Source organism: Carnobacterium alterfunditum DSM 5972, assembly GCF_000744115.1.
GTDB lineage: Bacteria > Bacillota > Bacilli > Lactobacillales > Carnobacteriaceae > Carnobacterium_B > Carnobacterium_B alterfunditum.
The window spans coordinates 1823835-1838454 of sequence record NZ_JQLG01000004.1; the positions used below are offsets into that span (position 1 = coordinate 1823835).

12 protein-coding genes are annotated in these 14620 nt (G+C 34.3%); 10 read left to right on the plus strand and 2 right to left on the minus strand.

What is annotated here, in order from left to right:
• Positions 1-339, minus strand: coding sequence for a membrane protein (locus BR50_RS09060; RefSeq protein WP_034548026.1), 339 nt, complete (start codon positions 337-339; stop codon positions 1-3).
• Positions 340-515: 176 nt separating this feature from the next.
• Between BR50_RS09060 and pepA the strand changes: the two genes are divergently transcribed.
• From pepA to ytpR, 4 genes are read left to right on the plus strand one after another with little or no spacing between them, the layout of a single operon-like run.
• Positions 516-1595, plus strand: coding sequence for a glutamyl aminopeptidase (gene pepA, locus BR50_RS09065; RefSeq protein ID WP_034548029.1), 1080 nt, complete (start codon positions 516-518; stop codon positions 1593-1595).
• A 60-nt stretch (positions 1596-1655) separates the two neighbouring features.
• On the plus strand, positions 1656-1937 hold the full coding sequence (locus BR50_RS09070) for a thioredoxin family protein (protein WP_211249849.1): 282 nt from the start codon (positions 1656-1658) through the stop codon (positions 1935-1937).
• Between the two features lie 34 nt (positions 1938-1971).
• Positions 1972-2466, plus strand: a complete 495-nt coding sequence (locus tag BR50_RS09075; RefSeq protein ID WP_034548035.1) for a universal stress protein — start codon at positions 1972-1974, stop codon at positions 2464-2466.
• Entirely contained in the window at positions 2459-3067 is a 609-nt protein-coding gene (gene ytpR / locus BR50_RS09080; RefSeq protein WP_034548038.1) for a YtpR family tRNA-binding protein, read from the plus strand. Before BR50_RS09075 ends, ytpR begins: the two co-directional genes overlap by 8 nt.
• 300 nt (positions 3068-3367) lie before the next feature.
• Here the strand turns inward: ytpR and BR50_RS09085 are convergent, their stop codons facing one another.
• Positions 3368-4684 (minus strand): IS1380 family transposase, encoded by a 1317-nt coding sequence (locus BR50_RS09085; RefSeq protein WP_034546789.1) that lies wholly within the window; start codon positions 4682-4684, stop codon positions 3368-3370.
• Positions 4685-4929: 245 nt separating this feature from the next.
• Here BR50_RS09085 and BR50_RS09090 point away from each other — a divergent pair, with 245 nt between their 5' ends.
• The 6 genes from BR50_RS09090 to nrdR all read left to right on the plus strand — a co-directional run bounded on the left by BR50_RS09090 (position 4930) and on the right by nrdR (position 14601).
• Complete coding sequence (locus BR50_RS09090) at positions 4930-7806, plus strand: DNA translocase FtsK (protein WP_034548040.1); 2877 nt, start codon at positions 4930-4932, stop codon at positions 7804-7806.
• Between the two features lie 410 nt (positions 7807-8216).
• Entirely contained in the window at positions 8217-9545 is a 1329-nt protein-coding gene (murC, locus tag BR50_RS09095; protein ID WP_034548042.1) for a UDP-N-acetylmuramate--L-alanine ligase, read from the plus strand.
• 216 nt (positions 9546-9761) lie between these two features.
• Positions 9762-12422 (plus strand): DNA polymerase I, encoded by a 2661-nt coding sequence (gene polA, locus BR50_RS09100; protein WP_034548044.1) that lies wholly within the window; start codon positions 9762-9764, stop codon positions 12420-12422.
• A gap of 71 nt (positions 12423-12493) precedes the next feature.
• Positions 12494-13333, plus strand: a complete 840-nt coding sequence (gene mutM / locus BR50_RS09105; RefSeq protein WP_034548046.1) for a DNA-formamidopyrimidine glycosylase — start codon at positions 12494-12496, stop codon at positions 13331-13333.
• 16 nt (positions 13334-13349) lie between these two features.
• Positions 13350-13946, plus strand: a complete 597-nt coding sequence (coaE, locus tag BR50_RS09110; protein WP_034548048.1) for a dephospho-CoA kinase — start codon at positions 13350-13352, stop codon at positions 13944-13946.
• Positions 13947-14130: 184 nt separating this feature from the next.
• Complete coding sequence (nrdR, locus tag BR50_RS09115) at positions 14131-14601, plus strand: transcriptional regulator NrdR (RefSeq protein WP_034548050.1); 471 nt, start codon at positions 14131-14133, stop codon at positions 14599-14601.
• The last annotated feature ends 19 nt before the right edge of the window (positions 14602-14620 follow it).

A 14620-nucleotide genomic window follows, 5' to 3' on the forward strand; every position in this document is an offset into this window, starting at 1 on the left:
TTAGACACGGTATAAATCTAAAATGCTTCCAGTGTAAGCATCCGCAATGAATTCATATTGAATCAATTGGTCTTCTTCAATTCTTGAAATACCACCATAATAAACATCAGTTTTAAGAGCGAATCTTTGTAAAGGGACTTTTTGCAACTCGATCCAAGAGCCTTCTATTGGGCCTTCTTTTAAAAATAAATGTTTAACGTATTTTAAAATGGTGTCTCCATGGATGGTTTTCTTTTTAGTGATTAGCTTATGAAGAAAATAACCACAGGTTAATCCTGCTCCAAAAAGTAAGCCGCTAGCTAAAATATAAGGTGTTGTTTCTTTAGTTTTACAAGCCATATGATAAACTCCCCTATCTAATATATTTTTTTATAGTATACCATGTTTAAAAATAAATGAAATTAAAGCATTCCCACTTAAAATTAGCATGATTTAAGGTATAATGGAATAAATAAAGCTTATAAGGGGGATAGATCACATAGGCAGCAACAAAAAAACTATGTGGGTAGACAATAATGGAAGATAAAACATTTGATTTGATAAAGAAATTAACCGAAGCGCAAGGGACAAGTGGATTTGAACAACGCATACGAGAAATTATGCGTAAAGAAATGACTCCTTTAGTAGATGAAGTCGTACAAGATGGACTTGGAGGTATTTTTGGGATACGTAAAAGTAAAGTTGAAAATGCACCAAAAATCATGTTAGCGGCTCATATGGATGAAGTTGGTTTCATGGTAGCTAGTATTTCAAAACAGGGTTTGTTTAGAGTGGTTCCATTAGGCGGTTGGAATCCATACGTTGTATCGGCACAACGATTCACCCTTCAAACAGCTAAAGGAGATTATCCATGTGTCTCTTCATCTGTTCCACCACACTTATTAAGAGATAAAGATGGTAAGAATAATAAATTAGATATCGCTGATATTTTATTTGATGCTGGTTTTGATTCTAAAGAAGAAGCCGAGTCTTTTGGTGTTCGTCCAGGGGACGCAATTGTTCCATCCGTTGAAACAGTTAAAATGGCGAATGGCAAGAAAATTTTAAGTAAAGCATGGGATAATCGCTATGGAACGACAGTTGTTCTCGAAGCTTTAAAAGAATTACATGGTGAAGAATTGCCAAACACCCTGATTGCCGGTGCTAATGTTCAAGAAGAAGTAGGTTTACGTGGAGCGAAAGGTGCTGTTCACCAATTCAACCCTGATTTATTTTTCGCTGTAGACTGTTCACCTGCAGATGATTTAACAGGAGATGAAACTAAATTTGGCCATCTTGGAGAAGGATTCTTATTAAGGATCCAAGATCCAGGAATGATTACGCTAAAAGGAATGCGCGAGTTTTTACTCGATACTGCAGCAACACATAATATCCCCTATCAATATTTTGTTTCTAAAGGCGGCACAGATGCAGGAGCAGCTCACCAAATGAACAATGGAGTACCAAGTGCAGTCATCGGAGTCTGTGCTCGTTATATCCATACTCATCAAACCGTTTTTCACATTGATGATTATGCTGCTGCAAAAGAAATGGTCATTCAAGTTGCCCGTACGCTAGATCGAAGTGCATTTGAAACAATAATGAAAAATAATTAATTAGAAATAGAAAGGGGAAATAAATTGGAATTATTAAGTACGATTGAAGAATTTTATATAATGAGTAAAGAAAGCACAAGAAAGGTGATTTTCTTCTTTACAGCAGATTGGTGCGGAGATTGTCAATTTATCAAACCCGTTATGCCTGAAATTATCGAAAATCATTCTGAAATCGATTTTGTAGAAGTCGATCGTGATAAATTTATTGATTTATGCGGTGATTTATCAATTTATGGAATACCAAGTTTTGTGGCATTTGAAAACGGAGAAGAGGCTGGACGCTTCGTAAGTAAAAACCGTAAAACGAAAGAAGAAATACAACAATTTATAGCTACCCTTTGATTGATTACCTAAAAAAATAAGAGGAGATGTTATTATGTTAGATACACAACAATACCAACGTATCTTGATTGCACTAGACGGAAGTGAATCTTCAGAAAATGCATTTACTAAGGCCGCTAAGATAGCCGAAAGAAACAAGGGCGAATTGATTATTGCTCATGTATTTGATGTGAATGCCTATGCTTTAGGGATGATAGACAATGTAGGTATAAGTGCGTTAGATGCAACAGTAATAGATATTGATAGGAAAAGAATGGAAAAAATGTTAGAAGAACACAAACTAAAAGCTAAAGAATATAACATAGAAAAAGTTCAAGCAATTATGGCACAAGGAAAACCAAAAATCATTCTAGCAAAAGAAATACCTGATGAATACCATATTGATTTAATCGTGGTTGGACAAACAGGTTTGAATGTTGTTGAAAGATGGATGATGGGCAGTGTAAGTGAATATATAATTCGCAATGCTCCATGTGATGTCTTAATAGTACGAAATAAAATACAAGATGAGGAAGATAATAATGATTAGCATTTATAATAAAGAAGGTATTGGGGATACACTTATTGTCATGTTAGATACTAGTGAATCTAAGGAACAAAATTTTGAAAAACAAAATGATATCGTTCGAATTTTTAAAGAAGAGACAAATCAAACAGTTGGATATAATTTTTTTAATTGTTCAAATTTAATTGATGTTAGAACTGGGCAAGTTAGCCTGACTGAAGAACAAGCAAAAAAAATAAATGAAGCGATTATTTCTGCGGGATTCTCTGATGTTTTAGAAACGGAGCAATCCCCCAAGTTTGTTATCGGTGAAGTGAAAGAATGTTTTCCACATCCCGATTCAGATCATTTATCAATTACACAAACTGAGGTAGATAATGGTGAGATTCTTCAAATCGTTTGTGGAGCACCAAATATTGCTCAAGGCCAAAAAGTTGTAGTTGCCAAAGTGGGTGCTATGATGCCTAACGGGATGGCTATCTGGGATGGCGAGTTAAGAGGAGAGCCGAGTTATGGTATGATTTGTTCAGCTCAAGAATTGAATGTGAAAAATCCTTCAGGAAAAAATGGTATTTTAGTTCTGCCAGATTCTGTTATCACAGGTGAAATATTTCAAATAAATTAACTCGAATTAGTCTATAAAAGGCTTGAAAAGCTATCTTTCAAAAAATAGAAATGTATTTTTTGAAAGATAGCTTTTTATAATGTCTTTTTTTATAAGAATATTCCTGAATGATTCATACTTTTTTCAAAAAATAAAAATTAGTGTGTTTTTCACTTCATTCAGGACAGTAGCTTGTTTGGTTTACTGATTTTACTTCAAATTTACAAAGCACTCATTTTTTTGTCAGGCAATTAAGATTTTTGGGCATACTGACCCCTTGGAATGAGCCATTTTTTTTAACTATTGTATTGAGTATGAGTGCTACTCCCATTTAAAATGCTGGATATTCCACAAGATTTTACGAAAGAGTTTCTGATAAACGTGGGAGGAACTGAGTTTCAAAGAGGTTTTCCTTCCCGAATGAACAAGCTTACCTGCCACTTTAAATAAGAACAAGCGAATGGTTGATACTTGAAAACCTTTGGTTTCTTTCGTAAAACAAAGAGTACGCATAAAATTGACCATGTTATAAGCTAGTACGCTCACCATCATGCGTGCATGATTTTCTAAGAAACGAGGGCTGTCGGTTTTATCGAAATAAAACCCATTTTTGGCCTCTTTAATATAATTTTCCATGGTTCCTCTTTTAGAATAAGTTTGAAAGACCGCTTCTGCAGAAATATCTTCTGATAAATTAGTTACGATAAATTCATGTCGAGCAATCAATTCTGTTGCTTCACGCGTAGATTTAATACAAACTCTTCGTGAATGTGACCAGCTCTTCGCTTGATAGAGTACAGAAGCGTAGTGAACTTCTTTTCTATACCAATCGTGTTGATCATCTATAGAGATAAATTGCTCAGCGATTTTGCCTAATTTGCGATTCGATTTCAATCGAATAACATAAAAATTTCGACGTTCTTCACATAGCTCATATAATTCAGGAGTTGCAAAACCACTATCGGCACGCACTAGAATAGAACTTACAGGTACGGTTTCTTGATAATGGTCAAAAAGTGGTTGGACAAAATCTGCCACACCATTGGATGTGTACACGTTACCAGAACGAAGTTCTGCTTTCAATAAATCACCGGTCAAGCCTTCAAAGGCAACTAGCGGATGATAGCCATTCGTTTGGTAATGAGCGTTATAATTCGAATTTTCTTGATTCCCGAAGGTATCCGAATGAGTTGAGTCTAAATCAAAAATCATCTCAGTTGTATTACGTGCAGTCCGTACTTTATCAAGCAGGATTTGATTGACTTCTTGCAATTGGAAAATATTTTCTTGATTTAACCGATCCCAAAAGCGAGAAATAGACGGTTGTGAAGCAAGTTGTTCTTTAGCTAATAGGCTCTGGAAAATGGGATCTTTTGATAAAATGTCAGCCGAAGAATCTGTTTGATAGCCACCAATCAATTGAAAAATAATTTGTTCAATTATCGCCTGATTAGTATGTTTATGATAAAGTCGATTATCATTAATGATGAGGTTTTGTTTTAAAATATTAGAAAAATTAATGGTGTGCATAAACTCCTTAACTAATATTAACCCGGAATCTGAGGATAAATTACCACCAGAATGTGATACCGAAATGTTTGAATTGAAAAGTAACCGATTTTCATGTAAAATTGCCATAGAGAGAACCCCTTTCTTTGGTTACGTTTAGGTGATTTAACCATAACAGATTGGGGTTTTTTTTGCACACCCAAAGGGTGTTGAGAAATCCAGCTTAAACTAGCGCTAGAACAGTTTTTCCAGAGCATTTCAAAAAAAGTATGAATTATTCAGGATATTGTATGTTTCTTAAAGAATGCACCTATAATCACTTTATTTTTTATGGTAAACTAAGATTTGGATTGAGGTAGGAAAGGAGGGTCATCATGCCTAAATATGATGGACCTAGTTATCAAAATAATCAAGATAGTCAAAAAAAATTCAAATTTCCTTTCTATCGTGACGTAAAGAAAGTAACGAGTGAGGAAGAGTCTTTTAAAACTTCCCATTTAAAAAATAATGACATTCAGTCAACTAAACAATTAATAGAAAAGAATAAAAAAAGTTCGGAAGTTGATTTTATAACTTTTCAAAAAGACAACACGTCCGTTAGAAATTACCTCTCCACCATTAGCAGAGAGGAACAAAAGAAACAGAATGAACTGAAAAAACAAAAAAAGCAATTTGAAAAAAGAATCAAGCAAACGACTTATTCAAAAGAATCTTTAAAACATGTGGCTACACCTTTTCAAGAAGGAAGAAGTTCGACTCCTTTTAAAGTTCAAAAGGTTCCTTCTCCTTATTATGGTTTTCAGGAAAGATCAACTGAAAAGGATGAAGAAACGGATTATTTGGAAATTCTTACAGAGTTAGAAAAAGAGCCGGAAGATCGTTTATTATTTGAAGAATATCTATTAGATAAAAAAGATTTGTTTTTTGATCAAAAAGAAGAAGCGGTACAAGAAATAGAAGTCATCCAAGAAGTAGCAGAAGTAGAAGAATTTGAAGTCATGCAAGAAACAGAAGAAGTAGAAGAATTTGAAGTTATGCAAGAAGCAGAAGAAATGGAAGTTATCCAAGAAACAGAAGAAGCAGAAGAATTGGAAGTCATGCAAGAAGAAGAACTGGAAGTTATCCAAGAAACAGAAGAAGCAGAAGAATCGGAAGTCATGCAAGAAGAAGAACTGGAAGTTATCCAAGAAACAGAAGAAGTAGAAGAATCGGAAGTTATCCAAGTAGCGGAAGCGTTACAAGAATCAGAACCAAAAGAAATTAAAAAAATGGACGAAATTTCAGGAAATGAAGAAGATGCTGTCAATAAGTCTAAATTAATAGTTCCAACTAAAACTTTACGTCCTGCTAAGAAAAAGCGTGGATTATCTCGTTCATTAGCAGGTATGATTGAGGATGAGCAAAACATTCGTCTTAACCGTGGGAAAAATATTGCAAGATATTTTGGTGAAGGAACTGCTATACCAAAAAAAGTCAGACAACCTATTAGTCCAACTCGAGTCTCTAATAAAATCAAGCCTAAGAATTCTGAAGAAATTGAAAACATGGAACTAATGGCTGCGTTAAGTCGAATGAATTATTTAGATAAGCAGACATTTCCGACCAATGATATGGAACAACCAGAAAAAATAGAGCAGTCAATTGAAGTACAACCAGAAGTACAACCAGAAGTTCAGATGGATACAAATGATATGGCTGAAACTCTTATCGGAATAGTTGAAGAAGAAAATCCTATTACTAGTGCTAGTGTAGAAGTAATAGCAGCCGAGAAAGAGATAGAAGATACAGTGGGAAATAGCAATGAATCAATAGAGATGAGTGAAGAAATATATGATGAGAATTATATGTTTCCATCAGTAGATCTTTTACTTCGCCCTGTGAAACTCGAACCGAACGCAATTGATGACTGGGTGTTAGGTCAAGCAGAAATATTGAATGAGACATTAGATGCATTCAATATTCATGCTCAAGTTATCGGTTGGACGATTGGACCAGCAGTTACTCAATTCGAACTTCAATTAGGTCGTGGTGTAAAAGTTAATAAAATAACAAACCTATCGGACGACTTGAAACTTTCATTAGCTGCAAAAGATATTCGTATTGAAGCTCCAATTTTAGGGAAAAGTTCAGTAGGCATTGAAATTCCAAATAAAAAATCTAGACCGGTCATGCTATCAGAAGTTATGGAAAGTAAAGAGTTTATAGAAAGTGATTCTCCTTTAACGGTAGCTATTGGGGTTAATATCGCAGGAGATGCGGTAGTTTCCACTATTGATAAGATGCCTCATGGACTGATTGCTGGTGCAACTGGTTCAGGTAAAAGTGTCTTTATTAATTCAATTTTAATAAGCTTACTGTATAAAGCTACGCCAAGTGAAGTGAGATTAATTTTAATTGATCCAAAAGCAGTTGAGTTGGCTCCTTATAATGAAATTCCTCATTTACTTTCACCGGTTATTTCTGAACCTAAAGCAGCAAGTGAAGCTTTAAAATGGGCAGTAAACGAAATGGAAGAGCGTTACCAAAAATTAGCTGCAGCCGGTGTTCGAAATATTCAACGATTTAATGAAAAAGCGAAAGAACATAAAGAATTTGGTTTGAAAATGCCTTATATAGTGATTGTCATCGATGAGTTAGCCGATTTAATGATGGTTGCTAGTAACGATGTGCAAGATTCTATTGCACGAATTACGCAAAAGGCTAGAGCAGCAGGTATTCATTTAATTGTAGCCACACAACGTCCTAGCGTGGATGTCATTACGGGTACAATAAAAAATAATATTCCAACTAGAGTAGCCTTTATGGTATCTAGCCAAGTAGACTCACGCACCATTCTAGATACTGGTGGAGCTGAAAAACTACTTGGTAGAGGAGATATGTTGTTTCAAGAAAATGGTTCAGGGCGTCCAATACGTGTGCAAGGTACGTATGTTGAAAAAGAAATAGAACGAATCGTCAAACATGTAAAAGATCAACGGCCCGCAAGGTATCTTTTTGAACCAGAATCTCTGATGGCAAAATTAGAATCAGTAGAAGGTAAAGATGATTTGTTTGAAGATGTACTGCCATATATTGTTTCAGAAGGGCAGGTATCGGCTTCAGCACTTCAGCGTAAATTTAAAATAGGATTCAATCGAGCAGCTAATTTGATTGAGTCGCTAGAAAGCCAGAATTTTATATCAGGACATAAAGGATCAAAACCGCGAGAAGTATTTTTGACTAAGGTAGATTATGAAGAAAAATTTCTATAAATAAGTTAAGTAAAGGTGAGAAAATTAATTTTTTCTCCTTTATTTGACATTTTTAAATATAAGTGTACTAAATTTCAGTTATAAAAATTATATTAAAAAGATATGTCAATTATTTAATTGAATCCGTTCACAATATTTCATTCTATCAAGAGTGAGAGGAATTAAAGGTTTAAAGTGTGCTATTAAATTATTTCATGGTATACTAAATTCGTTGTAATTTTGTCTTTTTTGACTAATAACAAGCGGTTCAGCTTAGCCATCAATTTATGAAACAAGATGGAAATTTACTTTATTGCATCTTTTTACGCAAACTTAAAAGAACGAACTGGGGCGTTACACAAAAAAATGCTCTTAAATTGTAGCAGTCAGAAAGAAAAAGTTGAATTTACGAATATGGAGGAAATAAAGTAATGAATAAAGAAACAATTTATCATTTCGTTGGTATTAAAGGTTCAGGTATGAGTGCTCTTGCTTTGATTTTGCACGATAAAGGATTCAAAGTTCAAGGTTCTGATATAGAAAAATATTTCTTCACTCAAAAAAATATAGAAGAAGCTGAAATTCCAATTTTTAATTTTAATAAAGAAAATATCAAGCCAGGCTTAACCGTTATTTCTGGAAATGCCTTTTCAGACGACCATGAAGAGATTGTTGAGGCAAATGAAATAGGTTTAACTGTTATACGTTACCATGATTTTCTTGGACAGTTTATTGGTCAATTCAATAGTGTTGCTGTTACTGGTTCACACGGTAAAACAAGTACTACAGGTTTATTGGCGCATGTGTTAAGTTCACTTAAAAACACAAGTTATTTAATAGGAGATGGAACAGGTCATGGTGTACCTGATGCAGATTTCTTTATATTAGAAGCCTGTGAATACCGTCGTCATTTTTTAGCCTATCAACCAGATTATGCTATTATGACAAATATTGATTTTGATCATCCTGACTACTATAGCAGTATCGATGATGTCTTTGATGCTTTCCAATCAATGGCTAATCAAGTGAAGAAAGCCATAGTTGCTTGTGGAGACGATGAACAACTTGAAAAACTTCAAGCTAATGTGCCAATTCTATACTATGGTTTTGGGGATCATAATGATTTTCAAGCTAAAAATATGACTCGTTCAACAACGGGCTCTACTTTTGATGTTTATGTACGAGATGAGTTCTACGGGCATTTTGATATCCCTATATTTGGTAAACACAATATATTAAATGCACTTAGTGTGATAGCTATTTGTCAATATGAAAATATTGATAAAGAGGGTGTAATAGAAAATCTAAAGACATTTAAAGGCGTTAAGCGCAGATTTACTGAAAAACAAATGTTGGATATGGTGATCATTGATGATTATGCACATCATCCATCTGAAATTCGAGCAACAATTGATGCAGCTCGTCAAAAATATCCAGATAAAGAAATTATCGCTATTTTTCAACCACACACATTCACTAGGACAGTGGCATTGCTGAGTGAATTTGCGGAGTCGCTGAATTTGGCCGACTCGATTTATTTATGTGATATTTTTGGATCAGCACGTGAAAATCAAGGAGATATTACAATTCAAGATATGGTTGATAAAATCGATAATGGAGCGGTCATATTAAGTGAAGAGAATATGTCACCATTATTGGAACACCATGATGCAGTAGCTATTTTTATGGGTGCTGGAGATGTTCAAAAATTTGAATTGGCCTATGAAACATTGTTAAGCCATTCATCATTAACAAATTAATGAAATAAAAAACGAGAGCAGGAAAATATTGTTTAAACAATATTTTTCTGTTTTTTTTTGTTGAAGCTGATTTCAAGCGTGTTGGCTATCTGCCTGTTTTTTTGTTAAAATAATAACGCTAAGTAAGATCAGAAAATAGATTTAAAAAAAAGAACAGACTAAAATAGTTGGCAATAATAGTAGTAACTAAAAGTAGTGACCAAAAGGAGATTTCTTATGAATGAGAAAAAAAAATTAGTTCTAATCGATGGGAATAGTGTAGCATATAGAGCCTTCTTCGCGTTGCACTCTCAATTAGAGAGAATGAAAAATAAAAATGGATTACACACTAACGCATTATATGGATTTCATAATATGATTGACAATGTTTTAACAAAAGAAAAACCAACTCATATATTGGTCGCTTTTGATGCTGGAAATACGACATTTCGTCATAGTTATTTTGAAGCTTATAAAGCTGGACGTTCAAAAACACCAGGAGAATTTTCAGAACAAATGCCTTATTTGAGAGATTTGTTGGACGGATTTGGTATCAAACATTATGAATTGAAAAATTTCGAAGCAGATGATATTATTGGAACTTTGGCAACACAAGTTGATCCAACTATTTATGATGTAGTGGTTATTTCTGGAGACCGAGATTTAACACAATTGGCAAAAGAAAATGTGCGTGTTGATATCACGGTAAAAGGGGTCAGCGAATTAAAAGGTCACACAATTGAAACCATCCAAGAAGAGATGGGCATTAGCCCACTACAAATCATTGATATGAAAGGCTTAGCTGGGGATGCTTCGGATAATATACCAGGAGTAACTAAAATTGGTGAAAAGACGGCCCTTAAACTGTTGAAAGAATACGGTTCAGTAGAAGGAATCTATGAAAATATTGATTCATTAAAGAAAAGTAAGATGAAAGAAAATCTTATAAATGAAAAAGAAATAGCATTGTTAAGTAAAAAATTAGCAACTATCGATACCGAAGCTCCAATCGAAATCAAAATTGACGATTTAATTTTTTCTGGATCACACATGGAAAAACTTATAGCTTTTTATCGAGAAATGGATTTTAATTCTCATCTAAGTAAATTAGATACTTCTGAATATGACGCTGAACAAAATAACCAAAAAGAAGAAATTTCATATAAAATAGTGAGCGAAATTACAGCAGACATGTTTAATGATGATATGGCTCTTTACGTTGAAATGTTAGAGGATAACTATCATACGTCTCCAATTTTTTGCATAGGATGGGGCGATGATAAACAAATATATATTGCAGAACCTGAAATAGTTTTCGCTTCAGAAGATTTTAAAAGTTGGGCGAGTAAAGCAGAGGCTAAAAAACAAGTATTTGATGCCAAAAGAACCTATGTAGCTTTAAAGAGACAAAATATTGATATCACATCTATTAATTTTGATATCTTATTAGCCTCTTATCTACTGAATACCAAGGACAATAGTAAGGATTTATCTGAAGTTGCTATAGAACATGATTATTATGAAGTCTCTTCTGATGAAAGTGTCTATGGAAAAGGTGCAAAGCTTGCTATTCCGGAAGAAAAATCAGTAACATACGATCATATAGCAAGAAAAATAAAAGCAATCCGCGTTTTAAGCAAACAATTGAATGATAACTTAGAAGAAAATGAGCAAACTAAGTTGTTTAATGAAATGGAATTGCCTTTATCATTTATTTTAGCTGATATGGAACTTACTGGAGTAAAAGTAAATGACAAACGCCTAATGGAAATGAAAGAAGAATTTGCCATTCGACTAAATGATATTGAACAGCGAGTTTATGAATTAGCTGGTGAAAAATTCAATTTAAATTCACCAAAACAATTAGGTGTTATTTTATTTGAAAAGATGGGATATCCTGTCATCAAAAAAACCAAAACAGGTTATTCAACTGCAGTTGATGTTTTAGAGCAATTAAGAGAACAAGCACCTATTGTAGAGCACATTTTAGATTATCGACAAATTGCTAAAATCCAATCAACCTATATAGAAGGATTACTGAAAGTGATCGATAAAGAAACGGGTAAAATTCACACACGCTATATGCAGACGGTTGCACAAACTGGTCGTTTAAGTTCGGTTGACCCTAACCTGCAGAATATCCCGATTCGATTAGAAGAAGGTAGAAAAATCAGGCAAGCTTTCATTCCTAGTCATGAGGGTTGGAAAATCTTTGCATCTGATTACTCACAAATCGAATTGCGTGTATTGGGACATGTTTCAAATGATACACTATTAAAAGAAGCTTTTATTGAGGGTCAAGATATCCACTCAAGTACGGCTATGCGTGTTTTTGGTATTGCTTCTCCAGAAGAAGTTTCCCCTGAAATGCGACGCAGAGCTAAAGCAGTTAACTTCGGAATTGTCTACGGCATAAGCGATTATGGCTTATCACAAAACTTAGGTATCAGTCGAAAAGAAGCACAACAGTTTATTGATACGTATTTTGAAAAGTATCCAGGTGTAAAAACGTACATGGAAGATATTGTGAGAGAGGCAAAAGATAAAGGGTTTGTTGAAACGCTTTTCCAACGCCGTCGTTATTTACCAGAAATAAACTCTCGAAATTTCAATTTACGCTCATTCGCTGAAAGAATAGCAATCAACACACCTATCCAAGGTAGTGCAGCAGACATTTTAAAAATTGCTATGATCAAAATGGATAAAAAATTAAAAGAATTAAATATGAAAGCAACCATGTTGTTGCAAGTTCATGATGAACTTATTTTTGAAGTGCCCGAAGATGAAATAGAACAATTAGAAGCATTAGTAGTTGAAGTTATGGAAGGGGCAGTAGAATTATCTGTTCCGTTAAAAGTTGATAGCAATAGTGGGAAAAGTTGGTATGAAGCCAAATAATAACTGAAGTGTTTCAGCTGTGTTCGTTCGCAGCAGAAACACTTTTCTATATGTAGAGAGGAGGTAGAAATTTGCCAGAATTGCCAGAAGTTGAAACGGTTAGAAAAGGTTTAGAAAAACTTGTGTCAGGGGCAAGCATAAAATCCGTTGATGTATACTGGGATCGGATTATTTCTGGTTCTATCGCAAGCAGTGAATTTAAGCAGCTTCTAACAGGTGAAAAAATTATTGGCTTTGATCGACGTGGTAAATATATTATCTTTCATTTTAGGCAGTGGGCGATGGTTTCACACCTGCGTATGGAAGGTAAATATGAGGTAGAAGACTCATCAAAGCCACTCAAAAAGCACACGCACGTAGTTTTTCACTTAGCTGATGGGAGAGATTTACGTTATTTAGATGTACGCAAATTTGGCCGAATGACTCTTGTACCTTTAGGGGAAGAAATCAGTATGACAGGGATAAGATTACTTGGACCAGAGCCTACTGAAGAAACATTTGATGAAACAACTTTTTATAATAATTTGCAAACTAAAAAAAGAGCAATCAAACCGCTTTTATTGGATCAAAAGATCGTAGCTGGTTTAGGAAATATTTATGTAGATGAAGCACTTTTTCTAGCCAAAATACATCCATTAAGGATTGCAAACAGCTTGAAAAAAGATGAAGTTTCTCAGTTACACAAAGCAATCATAAAAGTACTTGGTGATGCAGTTGAAGCGGGCGGAACGACTATTCGCAGCTACCAAAATGCGTTAGGGGAAGCGGGAACCTTTCAAGTGAATTTATCGGTCTATGGTAAAAAAGGAATTCCCTGTATTCATTGTGGTACGCCAATAGAAAAAATAAAAGTTGCACAAAGAGGGACTCATTTTTGTTCTAAATGTCAACGATTGGCAGCTGATCAGTGAAAAAAGGGGAGATAAGATGACTGTGATTTTAGGTTTAACAGGGGGGATTTCCACAGGAAAATCAACTGTAAGCAAGATATTCAAAGAGCAAGGCTATCCAGTAGTAGATGCAGATGTTGGAGCAAGAGAAGTAGTGAAACCAGGAACAGATGGTTTAGAAAAAATAAAAAAAGAATTTGGAAATAAGGTTATTCTGACAGATGGTACATTAGATCGTACTGCTTTGGCTAAAATCATATTTGATGATGTGGAAAAGAGAGAGTTGCTGAATAAAATGTTGTCACAACATATTCATCAATGGATCGTAACTAAAAAGAATGACTACCTGAAGCAAGACCCAGCAATCATTGTTCTGGATATTCCCCTTTTATTTGAAATGGGTTATGAAAATGAAGTGGATCAAATTATGGTGGTAGCTACATCAGAGGAGATCCAATTAAATCGATTAATGAAGAGAGACAATATTGAAAAAAAAGAAGCAACTCAAAGGATCAATTCCCAGTTGCCTATTTCAAAAAAAGTCATTCTTGGAGATATTATAATTGATAATAGCGGGACGATCGAAAATACAAAAAAACAAGTTTTAGACTGGATAAACAAAAATAAAGACTGATAAGAGCATAAATAGTAAGGCGAAAAGAACAATCATTTATGGATTGTTCTTTTCGCCTTACAGTCAAAGGATTACCTCGTTTTTAAGCGGTTTTATCTCTGGTTGTTGTATGGTATAATAGAGTAAACATTTTCGTGCGAAATTAGTGTAGATACGAATGACACTTAAGATAGGGATGATAAACATGCAATGTCCACGCTGTCAAAATAATAATTCTAAAGTTGTCGATAGTCGTCCAGCAGATGATGGTCGTGCTATTCGCAGAAGAAGAGAATGCGAAGCTTGCAAGTTTCGTTTTACTACATTTGAAAGAGTAGAAAAAACACCTCTTTTAGTCATTAAAAAAAATGGCACTAGAGAAGAATTTAATCGAGAAAAAATTTTAAGAGGTCTAATACGCTCTTGTGAAAAACGTCCAGTAGCAATGGAACAAGTTGAAAAAATAGTAGATGAAGTAGAAAACCAAATCAGAGGATTAGGTGAAAATGAAATTTCCTCTGCTATTATTGGGGAGTACATTATGGAGAAATTAGCTGATATTGATGAAGTAGCTTATATCCGTTTTGCTAGTGTTTATCGCCAGTTTAAAGATATGAGTGTCTTTTTGAAAGAATTACAAGAATTTGAAAGAAAAAAAGCTGGAAAAATTAATTGAGATAGAAAGGTATGAGTCA